A 26,661-nucleotide genomic window follows, 5' to 3' on the forward strand; every position below is an offset into this window, starting at 1 on the left:
CCTAGCGTGACGCCGAGTGCATGCACCGATTACAGAGTGGCCAGCACGCGGCCGACAGCGGCCAACACGGCACTGCGGCCAACGCTGTCCAGCGCAGCGTTGTCGTAATACACCGCTGCCAGCAAGGGCTTGCGCGCTGGCGGCCACAGGATGGCGACGTCGTTCTTCAGCGTATCGCCGCTGCCGGTCTTTTCACCGATGCGCCACGTGGCGGGCACGCCCACACGCAGCAGTTGCTTGCCGGTGACGGTGCCGAGCATCCACTCGGTCAACTGCGTGCGCGATGCGGCGGACAATGCATCGCCCAGCAGCAGCGCATGCAGGTTGGCGAGCATGGCGTTGGGCGTGGTGGTGTCGCTGACGCCGTCGGGGCTGGGGCGATTGAGTTCCGGCTCGATGTGATCCAGGCGGGTGATGCCATCACCAAGCTGGCGTGCAAGCTCGGTCACTACGTGAGGGCCGCCGAGATGCTTCATCAATACATTGGCGGCGGTGTTGTCGCTTAGCGTGATGGCGGCGTGACAGAGTTCGGCAATGCTCATGCCGGGCGCACCGACGTGCTGGCTGGTGACGGGCGCGTATTCCAGCAGCACGTCCTTGCCAAAGGTGAGTCGCGTATCCAGCCGTGCGGTGCCGCGATCCACGCGCTTGAGCACGGCAGCGGCCAACAGCATCTTGAAGGTGCTGCAGAGCAGGAAACGTTCGTCGGCACGATGGCCTGCGCGGCGCCCGTTGCCGGTATCCCATATCGCCACGCCAAGGCGTCCGCCGTAGTGCTGTTCCAGCGTTGCAAGACGCGCATCCGCGTCTTGCGCAGCGGCCCGCAGCAGCGAGGGACGCAACGCCAGCGCCGCGGCACTCATCGCCATGCCTTTGAGCAAATCCCGACGATCCATGGGTGAAGTCCTTGTACGAGGATGTGGTCGGCCATGCTAAACGCGAGGCCGGTCGATACGCGGCACGACTTGGGGCGAAATCATGGCAACGACGCTGGCATTGGCTTGGCGTATTGCGGCGCCATTGGCTCTTGCGCGGCGCATGGCCGCCGTTTGAATGGATACACCCATGCTGACGAGGAAGCGTGTATGCGTATGACCGATGCTGGTTGCGTGGTATTTGCCCTGGCCTTCGTGGCGCTGGGCCTACTGGGCGTGTTCGCGCAGGATTTCGCGTCGGTATGGCAGCCGGTTGCGCAGGATCTGCCTGGGCGCGCATGGCTGGCGGTGGTTTCCGGCGCGGTCATGGCGGTAGGCGGCCTGGGCCTGCTGTTGCTGCGCACGCGGGTGCCGGCCGCACTGGTGATGATGGCGTACACCCTGGTGTGGCTGCTGGCCCTGCATGTGCCGCGCGTGATCCAGGCGCCGATGCATGAAGTGAGCTGGGGCGGTTGCGCTGAAATCGTTACGCTGGTTGCGGCGTGCTGGGTGCTGTATGCATCCACCGCCCGCGCGCGCGACCGGCCTTACTTCGCCGTGCTGGCCGGTGCGAAGGCGATCCGCATGGCGCGCATTGCTTTCGCGCTGGCGCTGCCGCTGATCGGGCTGGAGCACTTGGTGTATGCCAAGGAAACCGCCGCCATGGTGCCAGGCTGGTTGCCTTACCCGATGGGCTGGGCGTATCTCACCGGCATCGCACATATCGCCGCGGGATTGGCGATTGCGCTGGACGTACTACCGCGGCTGGCCGCCACGCTTGAAGCGTGGATGATGGGCACATTTACCGTATTCGTATGGGGCCCCATGGTGCTGGCGACGCCGTCACAACGGTTTGCCTGGACCGGATTGCTGATTTCGACGGTGATTACGGCGGCGACATGGATCGTGGCAGCGTCGTATCGAGCGGTGCCGTGGTGGTCATTCGGCCGAGTGCGGAGAGAGGCTTTGGGTTCGCTCTCTCCGCCTCGCGCCTGACAGCCGTTTTCGCATGGCAACGTTGGGGTTGGCTTGCGCTCACCGCCAACCTACGTGCTGCGTCTTTAAGCGTTACGCCCTGTTTCGAACAGGAACCACACGCGCCGCTCCGCCTCGTCGATCCAGTTTTCCAGCAGGCTGGCCGTGGCGACGTCGTTGTATTCGTCACATAGCTCATGCGTCTTGCGCATGTATTCGGCCAGGCGCGCGTTGTCCTCGCGCAGTTCCGCCAGCATGTCGGCAGGGGTGACGAAATCCGCATCGTTGTCGGCCAGGCGCTGGTGCCGGGCAATGTCGCCGATGGAGCGCAAGGTGGTGCCGCCGAGCTTGCGCACGCGTTCGGCGATCGGGTCGGTGATGGCGTCGATCTCCTCGGCTTGCTCGTCCAGCAGCAGGTGGTAATCGCGGAAGTGCGGACCGCTCATGTGCCAATGGAAATTCTTGGTCTTCAGATAAAGCGCGAACGCATCGGCCAGCAGGGTGTTGAGTTCGGCCGAGATATCGCGGCGTGCGTCGTCGCCCAGTGCGCTGGGGGTTTTCAGCGGCGCCTTGCGCAGTTGCTTGGCTTTGGCGACCTTGTCGGCCTTGTTGGCTTTGGGCATGGCGGTTCTCTCCTTGCAGGGGGTGGTGAAACGAGAGATGGGGGCGGCTGGGCTGTGACCATAGGCCAGCCGCGCGGCGCAAGCAACCGGCGCCGGCACGGGTGATGATGCCGATGTCATGTTCCTTGGCTAGACTGCACAAACCTTTGGGGGGAAGAGCCTGGCAAGCGATGACGGAAGCCGCCACGAACCCGTTGAAGAAGTCCGCACTGCTTGGCATCGGCGCCCTCGGCGTGGTGTTCGGGGATATCGGCACCAGCCCGCTGTACACCTTCAAGACCGTGCTGGACATGACCGGCGGAAATACGCCGCAGACCATTTTCGGCGTGATCTCGCTGCTGGTCTGGACACTGATCATCGTCACCTCGGTGAAATACGCCGGCTTCGCCATGCGCATCGACAACGACGGCGAAGGCGGCATCCTGGCCCTGATGGCGCTGCTGGGCGTGAAGCGCAACAAGCGGCCGGTGATCGTCGCCGCGGGCTTGTTCGGCGCCGCACTCATTTACGGCGACGGTGCGATCACGCCGGCCATTTCGGTGTTGTCGGCAGTGGAAGGGCTGAACATCGCCGCGCCATCGCTACAGCATTACGTGCTACCGCTGACGGTACTGATCCTGTTGGGCTTGTTTGCGTTTCAGCCAGTGGGCACGGCGCGCATCGGGCGCACGTTCGGGCCGATCATGGCGCTGTGGTTTCTCACCATGGCGGTGCTGGGCGTATGGGGCATCACCAAGCACCCGGGCATTCTCTGGGCACTCAATCCTTATTACGCGCTGCATTACCTGCTGCACGGCGGCAGCGGCAGTTTCATGGTGCTCGGCGGCGTGTTCCTGTGCGTGACCGGTGCGGAAGCGCTGTATGCGGACATGGGCCATTTCGGCGCCGGGCCGATCAAGCTGGCGTGGTCGGCGCTGGTGTTTCCCAGCCTGGTGCTCAATTACGCCGGCCAGGGCGCGATCGTGCTGGCCGGCGCAGCGACGAGCGGCAACATTTTCTATCGCCTGTGCCCGGCGGCGCTGACCTTGCCGCTGATCGTGCTGTCGACGGTGGCCACCATCATCGCCAGCCAGTCGATCATCACCGGCGCCTTTTCGATGACGCGGCAAGCGATCCAGCTGGGCTGGATGCCGCGCCTGAAGGTGTCGCAAACCTCGCAGGAAGGCTACGGCCAGATCTATGTGGGCGCGGTGAACTGGCTGCTGATGCTGGTGACGATCGGCTTGGCGCTGGGCTTTCGCAAGTCCGACAACCTGGCGGGCGCTTACGGTATCGCGGTGTCAGCCACCATGTTGATGACCACCGCGCTGCTGCTGATCGCCATGCGCGAAATCTGGAAATGGCCGCTGGCCGGGTGCGTGGCAGTGGCGGCCGCGTTCTTCGTGGTCGATGCGTCATTCTTCGCTTCGAACATGATGAAGCTGTTCGATGGCGGCTACGTGCCGCTGCTGCTCGCGGCGCTGGTGTACCTGGTGATGTACATCTGGCATCGCGGCCTGGTGGCGATGACCGCCCGCATCAACGAATACCCGGTGCCGGTCGACGTGTTCCTGGACGAGCTCGCACCCAATGGGGTGGCCCGCGTGCCGGGCACGGCGGTGTTTCTGACGCGCGCCAAAGCCACCACGCCGCCAGTGATGCAGTGGTACGTGAAACACAGCAAGTCCTTGCACAAGCGCGTGCTGGCGGTAACGCTGGAGATTGCCTCCACACCGTGGGTGGCGCCGAAAAACCGCCTGGGCATGGCCGAGATCGGGCCGAATTTCTGGTCGATCACCGCCACCTACGGCTTCATGGAGCGGCCCGACATGCCGGCCTTGATGGCGCAAATTGCCATGCATGGCTGCCCTATTCATCCCAACGAACTGACCTATTTCGTCGGGATGGAAAAAATCGTCGCGCGCGAAGACGGTCATGGCATACCGCGCTGGATACGCAGCGTGTTCGCCATGCTGCTTAGAAACGGCGCCCGCGTCACCGATTACCTGCGCATTCCCGCGAACCAGGTCGTTGATATCGGCCGGCAAATTTCGATCTAAGTCGTTTTTCTTCACAAAGCTAAACGCTATGCCTGTACGCACGCAGGCGTGGCTGGCAGCTTGTTGTTTTCTTCCGTGGCATGTTCCTTGCCTCCATACCCCCATCGGCAGCCCTTTAAAAACAAGCATATGCACTAGCCGATGCTGCGGACAAAGCGCCTGGGGAAAGGAGGAGCACAGCCATGTCGACCATAACGAATTGCAATGCGCGATAGCGCCGGTTGCGGTGGCGACGCGGTGGCGTGCACGAAGCATGCAGGGGTGAAGCTCGGTGCCAGGACTCTATGATGCATTTGAATGTCGAGACGCTAGCGCTGATCAATGGTGGCGAGGCCCTGGTCTTGTCGTTGATGCTGTGGTTCGGCACGCGCAGCGGCAGCAATCATGCCGTGCAGGGCCTGCGCCTGCGCGCGACGGCATTGCTGATCGAAGCGTTCGGCGATTTCATACTGGCGTCTGACTTCAAGCTTTCGCCGCTGACTGTTCTGCTGGCGGGCAACACGTTCAATCTCACTGCGCAGGTGCTGACCATCGTGGCATTGCGGATGGTGCTGCAGCGCAAGCTGCGCTGGCGCGAGGCGATCGCGCTGGGTGTGGCCGCCTGGCTGGTAGTGACCTATCTCGCCACCGTGCATCCGGATTATCGGCTGCGCGTGTTGGGCGGCTCGATCTTTTTGCTCGGCATGGCGATGCTCAATGTCACAGCGCTATGGGAGGGCCGCCGCCAGCACGATGCGCGTGCGCAGCACCTGTTGCTGTGGGCTTACCTGCTGGCGATTGCCCTGGTGGTGTGGCGCAACGTGTCGCTGTGGCTGCTGGCGATGCCGCCGCAAGGCATCGGTACGCCCACCACCGTGAACCTGGTGTACGTGCTGCTGCTCGGCATGCAGCCGCTGATGGCCAGCGTCGGCTTTCTGTTGCTGTACAACGAAATCCTGCAACGCGAGCTGCATGACCTGGCGCGCATCGATCCGCTCACCGGCGTGACCAATCGCCTGGGACTGCTGGAAGCCTCAGACGTCCTGCTCGCGCGAGCGCGCAGCAAAAAAGAACCGATCGGCGTGCTGCTGATCGATGCGGATCACTTCAAGAGCATCAACGACCGTTTCGGCCACGACGACGGCGATCGCGTGCTGCTGGAACTGGTCTACAACATCCGGCGCATGTTGCGCGCGGGCGATCTGGTCGGGCGCGTAGGCGGCGAGGAATTTCTGGTGCTGTCGCCATCGGTGAAAGAGGCAGACCTGCTTGCACTGGCCGAACGCATCCGCAACGCCGTCGAGCGCACGCCGTTCCATATCGCGGGACAAGCGTATGCGCTGACCGTTTCGATCGGCGCGGCGATTGCCGACCCGAGCGAACCCGACATGATGGGCGCACGCCGCCGCGCGGATGCTGCGCTGTATGAAGCCAAGCGCGCGGGGCGCAATTGCGTGATGATTTCAGGCGGGTGATGCGCGGCGGGGATAAGGACCATTTTGCGACGCTATCGTCAGCCCGACCGTCACAGCCCTACGTATAATATCGTTTGACGTATTACGCTCGGCGTAATATTGTCGCCAGCATGGCCATCCAATCATTCGCCTGCAAACACACGCAAGCGCTGTTCGAAGGTGGCCATCCACGCAAGTTCCGCGCGTTCGAGGACGCTGCGATCCGCAAGCTCTCCCAATTGGATGCAGCCTTGACCCTGGACTTTCTGCGCTCGCCGCCCGGGAACATGCTTGAGGCCCTTAAGGGCGACCGCCAAGGACAACACAGCATCCGTATCAACGGACAATTTCGCGTTTGCTTCCGATGGACGAAAGCTGGGCCGACGCAGGTCGAAATCGTGGATTACCACTAACCCAGGAATCGCCACTATGACCAAACCCATCAATCGTATGCGTCCGGTGCATCCCGGTGAAATCCTGCGCGAGGATTTCCTTGCGCCTCTGGGCATGAGCGTCAATGCGCTTGCCTTGGCGCTTGGTGTGCCATCCACGCGCATACATGAAATCGTCAAAGAGCGGCGTGCCGTTACGGCCGATACCGCCGAGCGACTTGCACGTTACTTTGGCGGAGACGCCGCAAGCTGGCTGGCCATGCAGGCTACCTACGACCTCAAGACCCTGCCCACCCATGACGACATCATGCGGCGCGTCATTCCGCGGGCGTCTCACGGCTAATGCTTGACGCACCCTGTGGCGCTTCTTGGGGGGTTTACGCCGATATCGGCATTTGCAGTCCAGCACACGCCTGACGCAAGCTCGCCTGCAGTTGCTGCAAGGCCGTAAGCATGGTCGCCGGTTCGCGCAGGGATCGGCGTGCGTGGCCCAATGCTTGGTGCACGGCTGCCGGAGCGCTGCCCTGTTCGATCAACCTGGCAGCTGGCTCACGGCAATCGAGCAGCACGTCGATGCAGTCCGCGGGACGATCCGGCCGGAGGTAGCGCGCTATGGGGCGAGTGGCCCGAAAGGCCGGCGCGATTTGCTCCACCGCGTGCAGCGCCGTGAGGAAGGTCGCTGGCGTACGTGTGGGTTGCTGGCGGTCCAGCGCGCTCGCGAGCGCAGCCAGTGCATCGGCGATGCGTCTGCGCAGCACGCCGGTGGAGCGCACCGGCAAGACGAACCAGGCCACCGCCACGCCGATGATGGCGCCGATGGCGATTTCTTCCACCCGCGACCACAGCATGCGCGACGCGGACACGCCTTCGAAATCCTGCAGCAGCGCCAGCACCACGGTGACGAACAGTGCCCACCACACATAGCTGATCGGACGCAGCCACACGCCGAGAAAAACGCAGGCGAGCATCAGAACCACCATCACGTGGCGGTCGATGCCCAGGTGAATGCTGACCACGCCCGCCATCACCGTTCCCGCCGCGGCACCCAGCACGCGCAGCACGCTCTTGTGCGCGACGTCCAGCCGGCCCCGGTTGCCGCTGTTGACGATGAAGGCAGTCAGCACCACCCAGGCCCAATGCGCCGGAAACACCAGGTAGCCGAGCGCAAACGACAGGCCGAGCGCCACCGCCATCTGGATCGCCATGCGGGTGGAGGCGACGGGTCGCAGCGAGCTTTCCACCGGCGCCGCGGGCGCGGCAAGCGGCAGCGTGACCGGTTTGAGCAGCCGCAGCGCCTGCGCCAGCGCATGCACGACATTGACCCAGAACAGCGCCAGCAGGGCGATCACGATCGGCAACAGCCAAGGCGGAATCAAGCCAGGATGCCGCGGCGGGATGTAAGGCGTAGTCAACAGCACGACGAACGGCAAGGCGATCAGCGAACCAGCGCGGCGCGCCATCGGACCGAAGCGCCGCAGCCAGATCGACACGAACATGCCTGCCGTGAAAACCGCGGCGCCGACGATGGGAAAGCGCAGCAACAGCATGCCAACGCCGGCCGCGGCCAAGCCGACCGCCGGCAGCACGAAGACCGCTTCGATGCGGCCACGCCGGTCCCGGTCGAGCTGGCTGCGCGAGAGCGACAGGCACAGCACCACGGCAAGCACGCCGGCACCGGGTTCCGGGCTGATGGTCAACACGCATAGCAAGGTCGCGATCGCGGCCAACATGGTTGCGACCGCCTCCACCAGCGCGCGGCCGAGCAGCGAATGCGGGGGAGCAGTGCGGTTGACGACGTGCATCGCAGATCCTTGTCCTTAGCGCCGACGATAGCGTTGGATGATGGCGTGCGCCCCGCGTCCGGCGCAAACTTTTGCGCGCGCATCCGGCCCGGCCGCTACGTCAACAACCCGCAGCGTTATCCGTTATGGCAGCCTGACGGTCTTCACGCTGCGCCGCCCCCGGAAGCCGGAGCATGGGTAGCTACGGGGCACTACAGGAACGCACTGCAACGAGGCAACAACAACAATGAGCCTGTTGTACGACCTGTCCGCCAACGCGGTGCGCCGCCTTTACGATGCGCGCATCGATACGCCGCCGGTGCTCGATGCTGCGCGGTATTTTCCGGACGCCGCCCGTTTTGCCGAGGCGTGGCCCGCGCTGCGCGAGGAGGCACTGGCGGTGGCGGCGCGCATGCAGACCATTCCGCGCTTCCATGAAGTGATGCCGGCGCAGACGCCGATCTCGGCCCATGACGGCAAGGATTGGCGTGTGTACATCCTGAAGGTCTATGGCACCAACGTCGACAAGCATCTGGCGACCTGCCCGACGTTGGCGCAACTGCTGGCCAGCAGCCCGGACGTGCTTTCCGCCACGCTGTCGTTCCTGGCGCCGCGCAAGCATATTCCGCGGCATCGCGGGCCGTTTCGCGGCGTATTGCGTTATCAGCTGGGGCTGTCGGTGCCGCGGGATGCACAAGGGCAACCGGCGGCGGTGTTGTCGCTCGACGATCGCGAGTATCGCATTGGCGATGGCGAGCACTTGCTGTGGGACGACACTTATCCGCACGAAGTGTGGAATCACAGCGACGAGATGCGCGCCGCCTTGCTGCTGGACGTACGGCGCCGGCATATGCCGATGGACATGCGTCTGCTGTCCCATGCGCTGATTGCCTCCGTCGGCATGGTGGCGCGCTGGCGCGGTATCGACTGAGCACTGCAGCAAGCTCCGATCGTTGCGTAAGCAAGGGCACGACGGCGAACGGCGAAGAAACCGGTTATTGTCGCGGCGGCCAGACCGTTGGGCGTCTGGCAAGGAGCAGCAATCTATGCGCACACGCGTGGGCGACATGCGGGATTTCGATGTTGGCGGCATCCAGACCTTGGTCTTCGCTGGTGGCGGCAATCGCTGCTGGTGGCAGGCCGGTGCATTGGCGCACCTGCTGGAACAGGGCGCGCGCCTGCCTAGGCAACTGGTTGGCACCAGCGCCGGCGCCGCGGTGGCCGCTTCGTTTCTTGCCGATGGCGTCGACACGGCGTTGCAGGCCTGCCTGCGTTTGTTTGCAGCCAACCCGAAGGTGTTCGACTGGCGCGGCCTGCCAAAGCTCAAGCTGCGGTTTGCGCATCAACAGGTGTATCCCGCCTGGGTCGATGCCTTCTTGAACGCCGGTACATTCACCACGCTGCGCCAGGCATCCTCGCGCCTTACCGTCGCGCTCACGCGGCCGGCGCGCTACCTGGGCGTACGCGGTTCGGTGGTGGCGGGAACCTTCGCCTACCTGGTCGACAAATACCTGTGGAACAGCATCCACCCACAGTTGCCGGCGTGGCTGGGCCTGCGCCAGGATTTCATGGTGCTGAACGACTGCAACCAGGTTGAAGCGGCGCAGACCGTGCTCATCGCGGCAGCATCGGCGCCGCCCATCATGTCGGCCCAGCCGGTTGGCGGCAGACATGCCATCGACGGCGGCTATACGGATAACGCGCCGATTCCCCCGCAATCCGAGGCGGAACGTGCGGCGACGCTGGTGTTGTTGACGCGCCACTATCCCAAGCTGCCGCCGCTTTTCCGCTGGCAGGGGCGCACGTATTGGCAACCGAGCGGGCGCATTCCTGTTTCCACCTGGGATTGCACGCCAAGAGCGACGGTGCAGGCGGCGTACGACCTCGGCCGGCACGATGCGATGCGGGTGTTGCGCGCCGGTTTGATTCGATAACGCTTCGCCCTTGCACGAAACATCCATGCCGGCCGTGCCATAAGGTGGACGCGTCACCGTTTCGCGTCCTGGCATCGGCATGGATCAGCATCACGTCTCGCAACACGGCATCGCACGCGTCACCACGGCGAGCAGCTTCGGCTTCGCCCTGGTGCAGCTGGATGTGACCATCGTCAACGTGGCGCTGCCGCACATCGCCGGCGATCTGCATGCGGGCGTCGCCGGCCTGCAATGGGTGGTGGATGCCTATGCGCTCGCCTTTGCGGTATTGCTGCTGAGCATGGGTTATCTCGGCGACCGCCTGGGCGCGCGCCGGGTTTATCTGGGCGGCATGCTGCTGTTTGCGCTCGCTTCGGTGTTTTGCGGATCTTCGAGCGATGCGGTCATGTTGATCGTCGGGCGCACGCTGCAAGGCATGGGGGCGGCGGCGATGCTGCCGTGTTCACTGGCCTTGCTCAACCATGCGACGGCGCACGAGCATGCATTGCGCGCACGGGCCGTCGGCTGGTGGACGGCGGCGGGCGCCATCGCGATTGCGGCCGGTCCGATCATCGGCGGTCTGCTGATGAGCGTGACCAGCTGGCGCAGCATCTTCTTCGTCAACCTGCCGATCTGCGCGCTGGGTGCATGGCTGACCTGGCGCGTGCCGGAGACCGAACGCAAGGCACGCGATGGGCGCTTCGATGGGCGCGGGCAGGTGTTGGCGATCCTTGCACTGACCGGGCTGACCATGGCGGTGATCGAAGCCAAGCCGCTGGGCTGGACGCATCCGCTGGTGCTCGCCTGCATCGGCGTGGCAGCGCTGGCGGCACCGTTGTTCGTGTGGACGGAAGCGCGCAGCGCGGCGCCGATGTTGCCGCTGCGGTTCTTCAAGGCGCCGGGTTTCAGCGTGGCGGTGACGTACGGGGTGATCGTGAATCTCACCTATTACGGCATCGTGTTCCTGCTCAGTCTGTATCTGCAACGCGTGCACGGCTATAGCGCGCTGCGCACGGGCCTGGCGTACTTGCCGCTGACCGCGACGTTCTTCGGCGTGAATATCTTCAGCGGCTGGCTGGTCGGGCGCACCGGTGCGCGCCTGCCGATGGTGCTGGGTGCGCTGATCGATGCCGCCGGTTTCGGCCTGCTGCTATTGCTGGGTGCAGACAGCCCCTATCTGTTGATGCTGCCGGCGTTCGCATTGCTGCCGACCGGCATGGGCCTGGGCGTGCCGGCGATGACCACGACCGTGCTGTCCGCGGTGGAAAAGCAGGCCTCCGGTACGGCCTCCGGCGTACTCAACGCGGCGCGGCAAGCCGCCGGCGCGATCGGCGTGGCGCTGTTCGGATCGCTGGCCGGCAACAGCAATGACATGATCGTGCACGGCTTGCATCGTTCGGCGTGGATCGCCTTGATCATGTTGGTGCTGGCGGGCGTGCTGGCCTTGCGTGGCATTGCGGCACGCGCGGGGATCCGTCGCTAATACCTTGGTGGTGAGTGTATGCGCATCCCAAGCTTGCCATGCAGATGGCGGTGTTGGGGTTCGGCGGTGCCTCACCCCAATCTACGCGTTACGCGGGGTAGTCGAGCTTGGGATACCAGTCGGTGCCGCGTCCTTCCGGCGTCATGTCGAACACGGTCCAGATCGGCATGGGATCGGGCGCTCCGCGCGGGTCCTGGCCGGGGTCGGCTGTCTCGAAGCCCATTTCGGCGGCCCAGAACAAACGGGGGGTGCCATCGCGCCGCGTGAACACGCTGAACGCGGGAGTATCGCTGCCGTCTTCCTCGACAGCGTGATAGTCGCGGCTGAAGTGGCCGTTGAGGTCGGCGTACAGCTTAAGATGGCGCCAGCCGCGTTCGCGCTTGAACGCCACCAGGCGCTCGATCGGCGAACGCGCCACCACCGCCAGCGCAATGCGCTGCTGCATGTCGCGCGCTTCGCCTTCCCATGCGCTCAGCAGCGAGGTGCACATCGGGCACGGCTGTTCGCGCTGCGGGCCGAACATGTAGCTGTAGACCACCAGGGTCTGCTTGTCGCCGAACAGGCCGTTGAAATCAGTAGGGCCGTTTTCGCCCTGGAAACGGTAGTCGCCGATGACTTCGCCGCCCGGCGGCAGCATGCGCCGCAGCTGGGCGACGCGTTCGATGTGGCGGCGCAATTCGATTTCCTCGCGCAACAGTTCATTGCGGGCGCGGCGGTATGCGGCGCTTTCGTTGGGCTGGCTGGTGGTGTTGCGTTTGACCAGTTCGGCGGCGGGGACGAGGGTGGGGTTCTGGGTCATGGTCGCTTCTCCGGATGAGGGGCCCTTCGTGGGGACGACGAACGGGCGCCGCAGAAATCGACAGGGGCAGCCGGTCCGCGAAAAAGAGCATGACCTCACCGCGACAAGCCGGCGAAACGGGCCATTGCGCCTGGCTACGGCTCGCTCAATTGCGCCTTCAGGAAATCGATGAACAGCCGCACTCGCGCCGGCAGCAGGCGGGTTTCGGTCACCGCGTGCACCTGCACCGGCGCAAGATGCCAGTCGGGCAGCACGCGAACGAGGCGCCCCGACTGGACATCGTCCAGCGCGAGTACATGGTTCAGCACCGCAAGCCCGACGCTTTGTATCGCCAGCGCGCGGCTCAGCGCGACGCTGTTCATCGCAAAGCGTGTCCCGATCGTCACGCTGACCGATTCGCCGCCGCGATAGAACGTCCCCTCGGCGCGCCCCAACCTCCCGGCGCCTTCCACGACGCAGACCACGTGCTGGTCGAGATCCTTGGGGTGCGTGAGCGGGGCCGCGCTGCGCAGATAGGCGGGCGATGCGTACAGATAGCGCGGCAGCAGCGCGATCGGCCGCGCGATGAGCGTGGACGGCGTGGTGGGCGGCGGACCGATGCGGATCGCCAGATCGAAGGGCTCCGCGTGCAGATCGATCGGGCGCGGCGACAGATCGAACTCGAACGCGATCAGCGGATACGCCTTGGCGAAGTCCGCAATGATCGGCGCGAGATAACCGGTGGCGAGGTCCGCGGGCATCGACACCCGTAGCGTGCCGGTCGGGCGTTCGGCCACGTCGAGGAGCGACTCGTGCGCGATCCGCGCCTCCTCCACGATGCTCTGGCAGCGCTTGAAATACACCTCACCCGCTTCCGTCAGCTCGACCTTGCGCGTGGAGCGATTCAGCAGCCGCAGACCGATCTTCTTCTCCAACGCCGCAATGTGACGCGACAGCGTCGAGTTCGGCATGTCCAGGGCGTCCGCCGCGCGGCGAAAACTCTTGGTACGTGCGACCTCGACGAACAGGTGCATGTGGCTGAGCAGTTCCACGTCATTGCTCCATGGGTGGATCAGTGATTTCAATTCTAAGCCTTTATCCCACTTATGAATCAGTTCATCGTGTCGCCACTCCACTCTTTCGAGGAATCGACATGAACCCGCTCAACGAAACCGTTCGCATTGGCCGCTATACGCTGCGCAACCGGCTGGTGATGGCGCCGATGACGCGCTCGCGTGCCGACGACACCACTGGCGTACCTTCCGCGCTCGCCGCGCAGTACTACGCGCAACGCGCGGACGCCGGCTTGATCATCACCGAAGGGGCGTTCCCGTCGCCGATGGGCAAAGGCTACGTTCGCACGCCGGGCATCCACTCCGCCGCGCAGATCGAGGGATGGAGGCGCATCACCGATGCCGTCCACGCGCGGGGCGGGCTGATCTTCCTGCAGTTGATGCACACCGGACGCATCTCGCATCCGAGCATGCTGCCGGGTGGGGCGACACCGGTCGCGCCGTCGGCGATCGCCGCCGCTGGCCAGACATACACCGCGACTGGGCTGCAGGACTTCGTCGTGCCGCGCGCGCTCGATACCGAGGAGATCGCTGCCATCGTCGACGAGTACCGGCTGGCCGCGCGTCACGCCTTGCAGGCCGGATTCGACGGCGTGGAACTGCATGCGGCCTCTGGTTATCTGCCGGAACAGTTCCTGTCGTCGGGGACCAATCAGCGCACCGATCGCTACGGTGGATCGCTGGAGAATCGCGCACGCTTCATCCTTGAAGTGCTGGACGCGATGATCGGCGAAGCGGGCAGCGATCGCGTCGGCATCAAGATCTCGCCGGAAATGGGCTTCAACAGCGTGACCGACGCGGCACCGCAGGAAACCTACCCGTACCTCGTGCAGCGGATCAGCACGTTGCAGCTGGCGTATCTGCATCTCGCTCGGACCGGCAGCGCATTTGACTACCGCGCGCTGGTGCGGCCGCTGTTCAACGGCGCACTGCTGCTCGGCGGGGGACTGGACCGGGAGAGCGCCGCGTCGCTGATCGCGGGCCGCGGTGCCGACGCCGCCGTGTTCGGCAGCCTGTATCTCGCCAATCCCGACCTTTTCCAACGCTTCGTCGCCGGCGCGCCGCTCAATACACCGCAACGCGAAACCTTCTATACCGACGGCCCCCAAGGCTATGTCGACTACCCGGTCCTGGAGCAAACCCGATGAGTCCCGTATCTGGATAGCTCCGTGTTCTTGAAACCATATCCTGGCCGCTCTTCGAAAGCATAATCTGGAAACTTTGCTTACTCATTGATTTTATTAACTTTGCTGACCCAAGAGTGCCTTAGCGATCGGCAGCTGACTTCGGCACCTAGGGTTTGACCACAAGCGGCAGATGGACTGCACCAGTCCGGCATCTAGATTTTGTGCCACCGTCACCAACTGCACCTCAATTTGCACCAGCGTTTTCAAAGCGCTTGAACTGAGCTCCTGGCGCGTTCTTGAGAAAGCTGGCGCAGATCGTTGGTGCAGTTTTATTACTTTGGGGCAGATCTTCATGCGTATGGTTGCCCGTGGCACAACTTGCCTTCGGTAGCTGGGTTTGACCACAAACTGCCGATGGATTGCACCAACCCAGCATCTAGGTCTGCACCAAAGTAATAAAACTGCGCCGGCGTTTCGAAAATGCCGTTCCATTGCTCTGGTGCACACCTTCATGTTGCGCCCTCGAAGCTTGCCCACTAATCGGTGCCTCGATGAGGTAGGTGTGCTAGGCTTCAAGCACCGACGGTGGATAGTCGGTAGAGCCTAGTACCGTGCAGGAACTTCACTTGAAGTCGGCCTGCCGGACGTCAAAAGATCCCCGTGGGTCTGTGACGGACCATCAGTGACACCCATAGCCCTCTGTGGCATTCAATCCGTGCGTCTTAGGTGCCGTCTAGTTTTTAGGCGGTTCAAAGTGCCGTGTGTCCACCCGCACGCCCGCTCTTTGACAGGCTTGAATATGAAGTCCAGCAAGAGAAAGAAGATGTTGCGTAAGGAGTCTAGCCGCGTGTGGTTGGTGCGGCTGAGAGCTGAGGTATCCGTACCAGAGAAGGCAATCGCGAGCTTTCAGAAGGCATGCATACACCTTCATAAGGCGAGTAAGAACCTTCTGATTTCCTTGGTGATCGCGCTGGTGTTACATCACTTCGGAAACAAGTAGCGCCGAAAAAAGCCGAGGGAGCGTATTAAGGCTCCCTCGGTTCCTCGCCAGCGGCCAGTTCGGTAAGTCGAGAAGCGCGCTTGCTACAAGGAAGGTTCCGCAGCTGCGAAGACGGCTCAGTCTTCGCCCATTCCCCAAGCCACGCCATCGTGCGAACGAAAAGGCGCCTGGTCTGGTCTGTGAACTGGTTAAACGAAAAGTAAATCCAATAAACCCGCCGCCGCGTTCTGTATCCTCAATGCTTCCCTCGATCGCTGGTATTCGCACAGATCTACCTGAGAGCCGGCTGGCATCTGCAAATCACGCTTCAAGGTTCTGTATGCGGCTAGTCGTCAACTACGTCAGCCGCGGAAAGGTAATGTACTAATTCGAGGTGGTTTCGCAGAAGTCGACAGTCAGCGTCATGTTGGCCCCATCCATCCGCGCAAGAAATTTTCTTGCTCCAGCGTCTCAATGGCTCCAGACCGCACTATACGTACACGCGCCTTAGCGGTATCGCTTGACGCTGCCGAACGGTACAAGTGGATCGATCGCCATCGATATCATTGATGTTACGCCGGTGGTCCGGCTACCTGCATTGCACAAACTATGGTGCGTGGGTCCGCAGAAATTTATCGTCTCCATCGGAGATCTTCCCGGCCTGCGGTTCAAAACTCATCTTGAATTGACTCTGATCGAGGTGATTCCTATCAGCTGAAGGGTTATCGGAGCGCAGTTCGTAGAAGGCGATTTGTGCAATGCGGAGACCGGGGTAAAGTTTGATCGGAATCTCGCCGAAGTTGGCGAGTTCCAGCGTCACAATACCTTGATAGCCAGGGTTGATGATCGTCGCTGTGGCAATGTTCAATCCCTCTCTTGCCCACGAGGATCGTGCTGTAACCACCCCTTGTAGGTCCGCAGGGATATTTACCCATTCAAGGGTTGGTACAAGCAAAAGGCTGCCAGGGTGTAGAAGGAAAGCGTGCCCAAATGGAACATCAAAGCGCTCGTGCTTTTGCTCGCGCCGCTCTGTTGATGCATGCACGTCGTTGTTCGCAAGCTGGACAGCAGGGTCGACCGTAGACTGTCCACCTGCACGAGCAACCAAGGCGACGGTGCCCATGCGCAGATCAACCGATGAATCGCCGAGTTGGATTTCAGAGAGGATTGGCGAGATAACGAGGTTATCCGGCAACTTTAGGCGGCCGAGGATGGAACTGCGGGACAAAGCAGCCATGATGTCTATGGCGCCAAAGAGATGTCGACAGCGATCTGCTGCATGATTGCGTGCTCGCAGAGTTGATTGATTTTATCCACTGGCATAGTGGGTTGTGATGCCTTCGTTATCCATCCGCTGAAGAGGATGTGCCGAAAATCCACATTTTCACAATTTAGAGAACCGTCGTTCGCTATGCGAAACCCCACGGGCGGTATCTTGCGTTTCAGCATCGGGACAAGATGCTCAAGGCGCTCGAATGTTGGGATAGGGTATTCCGCTGGAGGATAGCGACTTAGTAGGGCTTTCATACCGTTAAGTGCACGCCGGAGTTGATCTTCGGTAAAAATGCTGTACCACGGATCTGTGCTTCGGAAGTCCTCAAGATGAGCCCAAAAGGCGTCAATGTCAGCGCGTAGCGGATGCGAAACCGGCGGTCGTGCGTCGTGACCAAGAATCTTGGCACCGTCCAATAAGTAATTAAGTCGCCATGCAGTCGGCGGGTGTTGAGCACCGAACCCGGTCATCGCAGGATTCATGCTGGACAACAGCTCACATTCCGATGCGACAAAGGACGGCCCGAAAATCACCAAGCCGACCAGATCGCACAAAATTTCTTCGCACCAGGCCCTCCAATCTGCAAAACCCTGAAATAACGTGGTGGCCTGCATTTGAGGGTCACATGCGCCAAGAAATGTTTTTTCCTTGGACGGAGCTGAGTGAGAGTAGATATGGGCCGCAGTGGCGGCAGGTGAAGCGAACACACCTTCCCTGATGTGTGTTTCAACTTGCTGCCGCATCTCTGAACCGTGCTTGGAGCAGCGCCAGATCGCGTGCCCGAGCTCGTGCCCCAAAATCGAGTGCAGCAGGACAAAATGTTTCAGAGATTTTGGGAAAACGATCGTTAGAAGCCGCTTCTTCGTGTAAGACGGCCGGCGATCTTCTGGGTGGATCCTATAAGTATGCAGGCCACCATCAGCCAGGACATAGATCTCATTGGGAGTGTTTGACCCCGCGAGCGTGTCCTCTGTGCAGATTGCAGATGCGATGCGCTTGAGCTCGTGTACAAAAGGCCATGAATGCTCGCTAATCGAGGAGCGCTCTAGACGGCAAATGAGGTCCGCGAGCTCGTTGAGATGAATTACCTCATGGCCGAGCGCGTCGGCATCAGTCGTGGCGCCGATGGCTCTCTCAAGACTGGCGAGGCGCTCGCTACATTCATCATAGAAAATGCGGCTTTCGGCATATTCGTACTTGTAACGGAGCGTTTTGTCGAGAAGGTCGCGGAGGTTTTTGCACTCTTGCAGCAAGAATTCCTGTGCGACAACCATATCGGTCGAGTCAGATCGAAGCTGCGAATGTCGTGAAAAACCCACGGACAGAGTTGGCCAGCGGATCTGCGATACGGCCTTCGCGCGATAACTGCCGTAAGCCGTCTTCGAGCCGCTGGACTGCTACATCTTTCGTTTCCGATGGGAATGCCGCCTGTCGAGCTTTCTCAAGCGCATCTAGAATTTGGGTATGCCAAGAGCTCTTTTGCGCGCGCATGAGCGGTAGCGGGGAACCGAATCCCTCAAGCGCGAGCACTCCGCTGCGCTCTTCGTCCTCGAAAGCGTCGTAGCGATACATCTCAAGGATACGAAAGAGGTTCTCAAGAGGAACCTGCGCATCCGGATTCTTCACTGTAGTCGGATCGTCCATGTAGGACATAGCAAGCCCCGCGAAGCGCTTGGCAAGGCTAGAACTATGGTCAACTTCGTATCTGGACGTGATGCTCATGAATTTGCTCCTGGCGGCTGCTTTCCGTAGGTGCTGACTCAAGGATTCGCGGATTCTCGGGTGGGAGGGTCACGATAAAACTGTCACCCGACGGTGGCAAGGCGCCGCTGGGCGATCGGTTCCCAGATCTTGGCCTTTTCGGCCTTGGCTGCAGCGGCGGTTTTTGACTTTAACGTGAAGCTCTCAGTACGTGCGTCGTAGTCAACCTGACTGTCGATTTCGTCTCGCACTTCGGCGAGATCGATGACCAGCGAGAGAGTCATCTGTCCATCTCTCAATTGACGCATCGTTCCGTTTGCGGTCACGACACAGAGCTCATCACCCTGAACGACAAGATGGCGCGCGATTCTTTGCCCAGGAGAAATCTTTCCAAACTCTTTCCGGAACGCAACCAATGCCGACTTCAAATTTCGGATTTTGCCGCGCCCAGCGCAGATCGCGTGTAGGGCTCGTAGTAAAACAAGATCTTCATAGCTGTACTCTCGACGTTTGCCACGTCGGCGCTCTTCCATCGGCGGCAAACTGGCTTCGAAGATTTTCTCGCGAGCCAAATAGTCGAGCATGTATTTCGAGAAACCAGTCAGCACCACGACTTCGTGGATCGTAAATGCTTTTTTAACATATGGCTTCCCCATGATGTTTGTAGTCTAGTGCTGGACTATAGACTAGTCAATAACGAGTAAATCAGCGTCAGCGAAGCTAGGCTGCTTATTCCCTCACTAGACCTCCACCAGCAAATTAACTGGCACAATGTGTCGAGGTTGACCGGCGCGTGATCGTCAACTCGACCGCCAGAAGTGAGCGGTCAAAGCGGTCACAATCGAACGCTGCCAAGATGGCACTCAAGGAGGGGGGATGAATCGCAGTCACATTTTCGAACTATGTTCGTATCGTCTAGCGACACTGGCCACACAGGTCGAAATGCTGGGCAAGCTCAATATTCTTAACCTGCATCTTCACTGCGAAGATTTCTACGCCAACTTACTCAACCTTATCTACGGCCACCAGCTCACGAATGTCAACGCGCTGGTTCAGAACGCCGACGGTATCGATTTGATTGATCACGATGCCAAGCTGCTTCTCCAGGTCTCCGCGACTGCGACTAAGCAGAAAGTCAATGCGTCGCTCTGCAAAGACTTGTCTAAATACAAGGGCCACGGCTTCCGCTTCATGTCGATCTCCAAAGATGCGTCGCATCTTCGCTCGGAGACATATATCAATCCGCATGCTTTAATTTTTGAGCCGGCGGAGCACATCCACGACATCGGCTCGCTCCTGAAAGCCATTCAGCACATGCCTCTTACCCAACAGAGGATAGTGTATGACTTTTTTCGAAAGGAACTGCGTGAGCCGGATGACGATGAGCGCCTGAAAGAAACCAACGTAGCCGGCGTCATCAATATTCTTGCCAAAGAAAACCTCGCGGGCGTCTTACTCCCTGAACCAGTGACGGCATTCAATGTAGACGAAAAAATTGAGTTCAATAACCTGACAGCGGCTGCCGAGGTGATTGAAGACTACAAATTGCATCATGCGCGCGTCGACAAAATCTACGCGGAATTCGACAGCCTCGGCGCCAACAAGAGCAAGTCGGTGCTAGATGCATTTCGTATGACCTATCTTAAGCTACGGCTCCAATACAGCGGCGACGAACTGTACTTTCAGGTTGTTGAAAATGTCACTTCAATCATTGAAAAGAGCACCAACTATCAACCCATTCCTGATGAAGAACTGCAACTGTGCGTGAACGTTCTCGCGGTGGACGCGTTTATCCGGTGCAAGATCTTCGAGAATCCAGTGGAAGCCGTTCATGTTGCTGCCTGACAATGTCCATCCCGAGAATACGCTGATGTACAACGGTGCCCTCATTATCAAGACCTTAAAGCGCATGCGCGCGGCCACCTTGCTAGACTTGTTCGTTGAAACGAGAGCGGAGACCGATATTGGCATGCCGCTTTTTGTTCTGTCTCTCGATTGGCTCTACTTAGCCGAATGCATCACGCTCGACGATCAAGGGATGATCGCTCTATGTTCCTAAAGCATCTAACGATTGAAAACGTCGGCGGCATTATTCGGGAGATTCCATTTCACTTGGGTCTTAACCTTATCGTGGACGAAACTCCTACCGAAGATGCACAGACCACGGGCAATAACGTCGGCAAAACGACGGTCTTGAAGCTCATCGATATGTGCCTGGGTACTGACCCTCGGCGTATCTACACCGACTTGGAAAACGCCAAGGCGGAATATACGGAGGTCAGGCGCTTCCTCGTGGAGACCAAGGTGCTTGTCCGGCTCAGCCTGTGTGAGTCGTTCGAGCAAGCATCCGATCGCGACATCGTCATTGAGCGCAATTTTCTCCCACGCAAGGAGTTGGTTCGCCGCATCAATGGCATTGCGTATACCGCGGAAGAATTTGAAGCGTACTTTACGAACCACCTGTTTCCTGGGCACTACGGCAATAAGCCGACGTTTCCTCAAATCATTTCGCACAACATTCGCTACAAAGAGCCAAGTGTCAGCAACACCCTTAAGACCCTTAATGCCTATACGCGGGATGAAGAGTACGAGGCACTCTATCTTTTCCTGCTGGGCGTCGACTTCGATCGCGGCAATGAAAAGCAAGAGTTGATGACGAAACTTCGCACCGAGTCCGCATTTAAGCAGCGACTCGAAGCGAAAGCCACCCGGTCGCAATACGAGGTTTCGTTGAACATTGTCTTGGACGAAATCCAAGCGTTGGAACGCCGCAAGAATGCGTTCAAGCACTCGTCAAACCTTGATTCGAAAATTGCCGCACTCGGTGATGCCAAATACCAAAAGAGCGTTGCTGCCGCTGAACTTGCGCGCATTCAACTCCGCCATGAGCTGGTATCCGAAGCAGTCAGCGACGTACGCGCACAGCGTTCCGGTGTTGACGTCGATGAACTTCAGCAGCTGTATCAAGACGTATCTAGCCGTCTCTCAGACGTCACTCGCTCCTTTTCTGATCTGGTCTCGTTCCACAACAAGATGATCGACGAGAAAGTGCGTTATCTAGCCAAGGATCTTCCTCAGCTTGAGGAAGCCATGAATGCAAAAAAAACTCAGATTGCCTCTTTAGCAACGCTCGAAAGGCGGTATGCCAACGAGATCACCGAAAGTGGTGCACTCGAAGATATGGAGATGATCGTCAATGCGCTCAACGATCGACATCGTCAACGAGGTGAATTTTCGAAAGTGATCGAACAGATCCTCGAGTCGGAGAAAGCGATTGACGAGATCGAAGGAAAACTAGCCGATATCGATGAACTTCTATTTTCTGAAGACGCGAGCGCGAAAATTCATCAGCAAGTCACGAAATTCAATCGTTTTTTTTCCTCAATATCCGACGAGCTTTATGGCGAAAAGTATGCGCTAACGTTCGATCGCGCCAAGACTCAAACGGGCCAACAGCTCTACAAGTTCCGCTGCTTTAATACGAACAACTTCAGTTCGGGGAAAAAGCAAGGCGAGATCACGTGCTTCGATATTGCCTATACGTTGTTTGCGGACGATCAGGGAATACCGTGCTATCACTTTCTATTGAACGACAAGAAAGAACTAATGCACGACAACCAATTGGCGCGCATCGGAAGCTTGGTCGAGCGCACCGCAAACCAGATCCAGTTCGTGGCTTCGATTCTTCGCGATAAGCTTCCGCCTGAGCTTAACGATGAAAGGTTTGTCGTCGTAAAGCTTTCACAGAACGACAAGTTGTTCAGAATCGAAAGTGGCGGGAGGGCTCCGGGCACAAGCGACGAATCGGGAGCCGGCAATAATCGCAGCTAGCGGATGGTCCACGGCTGCCGCTTGTCACTGGAGCTGTCTAACCTCCTCATAGGGTTCCGTAGAGCGCGTCCAGCAGACAAGAGCTGTTGGACGACATCTAGCACTGTGGCCTCCTAGGCAACGCAGGTCACTCCTCCAGCCTGCGATAGGGTCAAGTGGTCGCGACGGGGTTAGAGAAGATGCGACACCGTTAGACGACACCGACTTGGGTGTAGCCCTTATTCCCAATCTATACCTGTCTATCGTGCCTATGCATGCGGTGACGGTAAGAAACAGTCGATTTAGCGGGCTAAAGAGCCCACTCCGAGTGCGATCCCTGAGACCTGAGCCTTAAGGATGGCCAATTTATGGTTGAACGCATAGTACCGGCTGCTGCTCTCGCCGGTTTCCGGATCGGCGGCCAATTTATGCATTCGCGAAATCATAAATTGGTCATTCCGGACTGAATTTGCTTTCCCGAAAATCTGGCTGGCGAGGACCCCGCAGACGGGACTTGCACTTCGATACAACTTCGATATATCGTTTTCTCCACCAATTCGATATATCGGAGTAAGCGCATGCACAGGCATTTCTATCGCTTCATGCACCGCCATCATGGCGGCGGCTGCGAGGGCTGGCGTGAAGGCGGCGGGTCCAGGGACGAGGCGTACGGCTTCCACGGCCGGCGCGGCCGGCATGGTGGCTTCGGCCACCACGGCGAGTTCGGCGACTGGAACGATCTGGAAGGCGGCGGCGGCCGTCGCGGCGGCGGGCGCATGCTGGGCCACGGCGACCTGAAGCTGCTGCTGCTGGCCCTGATCGAGCAACAGCCGCGGCACGGCTACGAGCTGATCCGCACCATCGAGGAGATGTTCCTCGGCCAGTACTCGCCCAGCCCCGGCGCCATCTACCCCACGCTGACCATGCTGGAGGAATTGGGCTACGCCTCGGTGGAGAACGAACAAGGCGGCCGCAAGCTCTACGCCATCACCGACGAAGGCCGCGCCTACCTGGACACCCAACGCCCGGCAGTGGAAGCCATCATCGAGCGCACGCGCGAAAGTGCGCGGCTGTTCGCCAAGCTGTCGGTACCGATGTCGGTGCGCCAGGCCATGCATGCACTCAAGCATGCGGTGCTGATGCGTGGCAGCGATTGGAAGGCCGAGGCGCAGCGCGTGGTGGAGATCCTCGAACGCGCGGCCACGGAGATCGCCTCCGGCCGCAAGCCGGGTGACAAGTGAGCGCGCATGACCCGACACCAACACCGCACGATCCGGCACTCGATCGGGATCCGCCAGCTGGAAGTACTGAGCGCCCAGCGCATGACGCCGCACATGCAGCGGATTACCTTACAGGGCGAATCATTGCGCGGCTTCGTGAGCGCTTCGCCCGACGACCACGTAAAGCTGCTGTTCCCGAATGAAGACGGGGCGCTGGTGTTTCCCACGCCAGGGCCGAATGGGCCGGAGTTTCCGCCGGGCGTGAAGCCGTCGCCGATGCGCGACTACACCCCGCGCGAACACGACGCCACGCACCACGCATTGACCATCGATTTCGTGCTGCACGGCGACGGCCCCGCCTCGACCTGGGCAGAAAACGCCAGGCCCGGACAGCAGATCGGCGTGGCGGGACCGCGCGGGTCTTTCGTGGTGGCCGAGGATTTCGACCATTACGTGCTGGTCGGCGATGAAACCGCCCTGCCCGCCATCGCCCGCCGCCTGGATGAAATGCCTGCCGGTGTACGCGTGGTGGCGCTGATCGAGATTCCCGAACGCGCCGATCGGCAGCCGCTGCGTTCGCAGGCCGACGTCGAGGTGATCTGGCTGGAACGCGATGGCGCCGATGCGGCCAGCAGCGATTTGCTGGAAAGCGCCTTGCGCGAACGGCCGGCGTTGCCGGGCGATACGTTCTATTGGATCGCCGCCGAATCGCGCCGTGTGCGGACGATGCGGCGTTATCTGGCGGAGGAACGCGGCGTGCCGAAGGAATGGATTCGTGCGACGGGCTACTGGAAGGCGGACGGAAGCGAGGATGAGGCAGCTTGACGTGCTTGGACATACTCGCGCACTGCGCGTAGGTTGGGGTTCGGCTGCGCCTCGCCGCCAACCTACGCGAGCAGTTGCGGCTAGCGTGAAGCCCCCGGCTTCACCCACGTCTCGAACAACTCGTTGATCCGCCGGTACTCGTCGTACCACGCATCGGCATGCTCGAATTCATGCCGCTCCAGCGGGTACACCGAGATCCAGAAGTTCTTCTTGTGCAGCTCGATGAAGCGCTGATACAGGCGCAGCGAATCGCTTGCCATGACGTTGTCGTCGATCAGGCCATGGTTGATCAGCAGCGGATCGCGCAGGTTGGCGGCGTAGGTGATCGGCGAGCTGATCTTGTACGCCTCCGGATCGAGCTGCGGCGTGTTGAGGATGCCAGAGGTATACGGGTCGTTGTAGGTCTCCCAGTCGGCCGGCGGACGCTGTGCCGCACCGGCGGCGAATTCGCCCGGCGCGCGCAGCAGGGCCATCTCGGTCATGAAGCCGCCGTAGCTGCCACCGTAGATGCCCACGCGCTTGGGATCGACGCCGTGGTTTTTCACCAGCCAGGCCTTGCCGTCGAGCAGGTCTTCCAGTTCGGGATGGCCCATCTGGCGGTAGATCGCCGTGCGCCATGCGCTGCCATAGCCTTCGGAAGCGCGATAGTCCATGTCCAGCACCACGTAGCCTTCCTGCACCAGCAGGTTGTTGAACAGCTGTTCGTGCTGATAGTACGTGGCGGCTTCTTTCACGTCCTGCAGGTAGCCGGCGCCGTGTACGAACAGCACGGCGGGGCGCGATGACGGCGCATCGCCTTCGTTCGCCGGGCCGTAGTACTTGGCGTAGATCACGCCGGCGCCATGCGAGGAAGGCACTTGCACGATCTTCGGTTCAATCCAGTGGTACGCGGTGAACGCGGGTTTCATGGTGTGGGTGAGTTCGCGCGGCGCGCCGCCGTCCACGCTTTGCACGGCGAGCTGCGGCAGCACGTAGGCAGAGGAATGCAGCACGGCAAGCTGCTGGTCGTCCGGCGACAGGGTGAACTGGTCCATGCCGCCGTACTGGGTGATGCGGCTGAGCTCGCCGCCGTTCGACGGCACGCGGTAGACGTCGTAACTGTACGGCGCGAGTTTATTGGTGCGCACGTAAAACCATTTGCCGTCGTTGGAGAGCTGCGGCTGGCTCACTTCGAACTTGCCGGCGGTCAGCGCCTTGGCCGTGCCATCCACCGGCTTTACGTAGAGCTGCGAATAGCCGCTTTCCTCGCTGAGATACCACAGCGTGCGGTTGTCCTTGAGCCAGCCCAGGTCGTTGAACTGCCAGTTGATCCACGCATCGTTGTGCAAGTGGTGCTGCGGCACCAGCGCGTGACGCACAAAATCGACGCTGGCGATCCAGCGATCCTTGTTGTCGATGGAGAGCAATTCCACTGCGGCCTGGCGGCCATCGTCGGTCCACACGATGCCGGCGCTGCCGCTGTCCATGGTGTACAGCGTGACCGGCCGCACGTCGGGCGCTTTGAGGGCCTTGGCTGCGTCATCCTTGCCCGCCTTCTGCAGCTCGGCGACGGTTTTTGCGCGAATGGCTTTCAGCGGATCGTCCTTGATGCCGGGCAGCCCGTCCGTCGCCAGCGGGTACGATTTGTGCGCACCCAGATCGAGCAGCAACACCGACTGCGGCGCGGGATCGTTGCGACCGACATATTGGCGCGCCGGCTGGGTTTCGGTGTAGCCGGAATCGGTAACGTAGTGGATCACGTCCGGCGCCTTGCCGTCGTCGTGATGCGCCGGTTGCGTCACCACCAGCATCCAGCGGCCATCGGGCGATAGTTCGGTATCCAACAGCTGCGCTTTGTCACCGAGATAGAACGGTTGTGGCGCGCGCGTGGGGTCGACGGCCGCCAAGGCCTGCTCGTTCGCATGCAGCGCGTCCTTGTCCTGCTTGTTTTCACGCAGATCCTTGAACAGGTCGAGCTGCTGCTGGCCGAGCGCGTCGGGCTGCTTGTCGTTCGGATCGTCGGTGAACTTCAACACGGCAGCCGGCGCGGTCACGCCGCTGGCGATGTCGTAGACATACCAGTTGTTGCTTTCGCGGAATTGCAGCGCACGGCCATCGGCGGAAAAGCGCGGCGAGGATTCCGGCAAGGTGCTGCGCGTCACTTGCGTGCGGCGGCCGCTGCGCAAGTCCACCAGGAACACGTCGCCGTGAAAGACATACGCGCCGTAGCGATGCGCGCGGTCGTACACGGCGGGGCCCTCGGCCTGCGCGGTGGCGGCCGCATCGAGCTTGCCGCCCGCGCCGCTGGCGGGGTCGACACGATACAGGTCGTGCACCGGGCTG

At 60.8% G+C, this 26,661-nt stretch carries 24 protein-coding genes; 14 read left to right on the top strand and 10 right to left on the bottom strand.

The window, feature by feature from the left end; all coding sequences use genetic code 11:
- Window positions 1-29: 29 nt before the first annotated feature.
- Window positions 30-896: a class A beta-lactamase gene (gene bla / locus VMA74_RS19445; RefSeq protein WP_325370014.1), complete on the bottom strand. Its 867-nt coding sequence runs from the start codon at window positions 894-896 to the stop codon at window positions 30-32.
- 189 nt (window positions 897-1,085) lie between these two features.
- Here bla and VMA74_RS19450 point away from each other — a divergent pair, with 189 nt between their 5' ends.
- The gene (locus VMA74_RS19450; protein WP_325370016.1) at window positions 1,086-1,910 is read left to right on the top strand and encodes a DoxX family membrane protein; all 825 of its coding nucleotides are present in this window, start codon (window positions 1,086-1,088) and stop codon (window positions 1,908-1,910) included.
- Between the two features lie 65 nt (window positions 1,911-1,975).
- Here the strand turns inward: VMA74_RS19450 and VMA74_RS19455 are convergent, their stop codons facing one another.
- Entirely contained in the window at window positions 1,976-2,512 is a 537-nt protein-coding gene (locus VMA74_RS19455) for a DNA starvation/stationary phase protection protein (RefSeq protein ID WP_325370018.1), read from the bottom strand.
- A gap of 170 nt (window positions 2,513-2,682) precedes the next feature.
- On the opposite strand from VMA74_RS19455, the gene VMA74_RS19460 reads away from it, so the two are divergent.
- From VMA74_RS19460 to VMA74_RS19475, 4 genes are all read left to right on the top strand, one after another.
- Complete coding sequence (locus VMA74_RS19460; protein WP_325370020.1) at window positions 2,683-4,551, top strand: potassium transporter Kup; 1,869 nt, start codon at window positions 2,683-2,685, stop codon at window positions 4,549-4,551.
- Between the two features lie 287 nt (window positions 4,552-4,838).
- Window positions 4,839-6,005: a GGDEF domain-containing protein gene (locus tag VMA74_RS19465; protein ID WP_325370022.1), complete on the top strand. Its 1,167-nt coding sequence runs from the start codon at window positions 4,839-4,841 to the stop codon at window positions 6,003-6,005.
- Between the two features lie 110 nt (window positions 6,006-6,115).
- Complete coding sequence (locus VMA74_RS19470) at window positions 6,116-6,397, top strand: type II toxin-antitoxin system RelE/ParE family toxin (RefSeq protein WP_325370024.1); 282 nt, start codon at window positions 6,116-6,118, stop codon at window positions 6,395-6,397.
- A 16-nt stretch (window positions 6,398-6,413) separates the two neighbouring features.
- Window positions 6,414-6,719, top strand: a complete 306-nt coding sequence (locus tag VMA74_RS19475; protein WP_325370026.1) for a HigA family addiction module antitoxin — start codon at window positions 6,414-6,416, stop codon at window positions 6,717-6,719.
- A 34-nt stretch (window positions 6,720-6,753) separates the two neighbouring features.
- Here the strand turns inward: VMA74_RS19475 and VMA74_RS19480 are convergent, their stop codons facing one another.
- Window positions 6,754-8,178, bottom strand: a complete 1,425-nt coding sequence (locus tag VMA74_RS19480; RefSeq protein WP_325370028.1) for an FUSC family protein — start codon at window positions 8,176-8,178, stop codon at window positions 6,754-6,756.
- A gap of 226 nt (window positions 8,179-8,404) precedes the next feature.
- Here VMA74_RS19480 and VMA74_RS19485 point away from each other — a divergent pair, with 226 nt between their 5' ends.
- The 3 genes from VMA74_RS19485 (at window position 8,405) to VMA74_RS19495 (ending at window position 11,553) form a co-directional block, all read left to right on the top strand.
- Entirely contained in the window at window positions 8,405-9,088 is a 684-nt protein-coding gene (locus VMA74_RS19485) for an aspartyl/asparaginyl beta-hydroxylase domain-containing protein (protein WP_325370030.1), read from the top strand.
- A 115-nt stretch (window positions 9,089-9,203) separates the two neighbouring features.
- Complete coding sequence (locus VMA74_RS19490) at window positions 9,204-10,091, top strand: patatin-like phospholipase family protein (RefSeq protein WP_325370032.1); 888 nt, start codon at window positions 9,204-9,206, stop codon at window positions 10,089-10,091.
- 79 nt (window positions 10,092-10,170) lie between these two features.
- Window positions 10,171-11,553 (top strand): MFS transporter, encoded by a 1,383-nt coding sequence (locus tag VMA74_RS19495; RefSeq protein ID WP_325370034.1) that lies wholly within the window; start codon window positions 10,171-10,173, stop codon window positions 11,551-11,553.
- An 88-nt stretch (window positions 11,554-11,641) separates the two neighbouring features.
- On the opposite strand, the gene VMA74_RS19500 is transcribed toward VMA74_RS19495, so the two are convergent.
- Window positions 11,642-12,352: a DUF899 family protein gene (locus tag VMA74_RS19500; RefSeq protein WP_325370035.1), complete on the bottom strand. Its 711-nt coding sequence runs from the start codon at window positions 12,350-12,352 to the stop codon at window positions 11,642-11,644.
- A gap of 134 nt (window positions 12,353-12,486) precedes the next feature.
- Window positions 12,487-13,383, bottom strand: a complete 897-nt coding sequence (locus tag VMA74_RS19505) for a LysR family transcriptional regulator (RefSeq protein WP_325370037.1) — start codon at window positions 13,381-13,383, stop codon at window positions 12,487-12,489.
- 101 nt (window positions 13,384-13,484) lie between these two features.
- On the opposite strand from VMA74_RS19505, the gene VMA74_RS19510 reads away from it, so the two are divergent.
- A complete protein-coding gene (locus VMA74_RS19510) occupies window positions 13,485-14,552 on the top strand; it encodes an alkene reductase (protein ID WP_325370039.1) in 1,068 nt (355 codons plus the stop codon).
- Between the two features lie 1,565 nt (window positions 14,553-16,117).
- Here the strand turns inward: VMA74_RS19510 and dcd are convergent.
- The 4 genes from dcd to VMA74_RS19530 form a co-directional block, all read right to left on the bottom strand.
- Complete coding sequence (gene dcd / locus VMA74_RS19515; RefSeq protein ID WP_325370041.1) at window positions 16,118-16,747, bottom strand: dCTP deaminase; 630 nt, start codon at window positions 16,745-16,747, stop codon at window positions 16,118-16,120.
- A gap of 5 nt (window positions 16,748-16,752) precedes the next feature.
- Window positions 16,753-18,057 (bottom strand): hypothetical protein, encoded by a 1,305-nt coding sequence (locus tag VMA74_RS19520; RefSeq protein ID WP_325370043.1) that lies wholly within the window; start codon window positions 18,055-18,057, stop codon window positions 16,753-16,755.
- A gap of 10 nt (window positions 18,058-18,067) precedes the next feature.
- Window positions 18,068-18,505 carry a hypothetical protein gene (locus tag VMA74_RS19525; protein ID WP_325370045.1) on the bottom strand — a complete coding sequence of 146 codons (438 nt, stop codon included), beginning with the start codon at window positions 18,503-18,505 and terminating at the stop codon, window positions 18,068-18,070.
- A gap of 83 nt (window positions 18,506-18,588) precedes the next feature.
- Entirely contained in the window at window positions 18,589-19,140 is a 552-nt protein-coding gene (locus tag VMA74_RS19530) for a hypothetical protein (protein WP_325370047.1), read from the bottom strand.
- 220 nt (window positions 19,141-19,360) lie between these two features.
- Here VMA74_RS19530 and VMA74_RS19535 point away from each other — a divergent pair, with 220 nt between their 5' ends.
- The 5 genes from VMA74_RS19535 to VMA74_RS19555 all read left to right on the top strand — a co-directional run bounded on the left by VMA74_RS19535 (window position 19,361) and on the right by VMA74_RS19555 (window position 24,339).
- A complete protein-coding gene (locus VMA74_RS19535) occupies window positions 19,361-20,329 on the top strand; it encodes an ABC-three component system protein (protein WP_325370049.1) in 969 nt (322 codons plus the stop codon).
- Complete coding sequence (locus tag VMA74_RS19540; protein WP_325370051.1) at window positions 20,316-20,543, top strand: ABC-three component system middle component 6; 228 nt, start codon at window positions 20,316-20,318, stop codon at window positions 20,541-20,543. The genes VMA74_RS19535 and VMA74_RS19540 overlap by 14 nt, the downstream gene beginning before the upstream one ends.
- On the top strand, window positions 20,534-22,315 hold the full coding sequence (locus VMA74_RS19545) for a DUF2326 domain-containing protein (RefSeq protein ID WP_325370053.1): 1,782 nt from the start codon (window positions 20,534-20,536) through the stop codon (window positions 22,313-22,315). Before VMA74_RS19540 ends, VMA74_RS19545 begins: the two co-directional genes overlap by 10 nt.
- A gap of 557 nt (window positions 22,316-22,872) precedes the next feature.
- Window positions 22,873-23,535, top strand: a complete 663-nt coding sequence (locus VMA74_RS19550; RefSeq protein WP_325370055.1) for a PadR family transcriptional regulator — start codon at window positions 22,873-22,875, stop codon at window positions 23,533-23,535.
- 6 nt (window positions 23,536-23,541) lie between these two features.
- Complete coding sequence (locus VMA74_RS19555; RefSeq protein WP_325370056.1) at window positions 23,542-24,339, top strand: siderophore-interacting protein; 798 nt, start codon at window positions 23,542-23,544, stop codon at window positions 24,337-24,339.
- Window positions 24,340-24,419: 80 nt separating this feature from the next.
- On the opposite strand, the gene VMA74_RS19560 is transcribed toward VMA74_RS19555, so the two are convergent.
- On the bottom strand, window positions 24,420-26,661 hold a 2,242-nt coding region (locus VMA74_RS19560; RefSeq protein WP_325370058.1), incomplete at its 5' end, for a S9 family peptidase.

The sequence above is a fragment of the Dyella sp. genome, assembly GCF_035508675.1.
Classification (GTDB): Bacteria; Pseudomonadota; Gammaproteobacteria; order Xanthomonadales; family Rhodanobacteraceae; genus Dyella_B.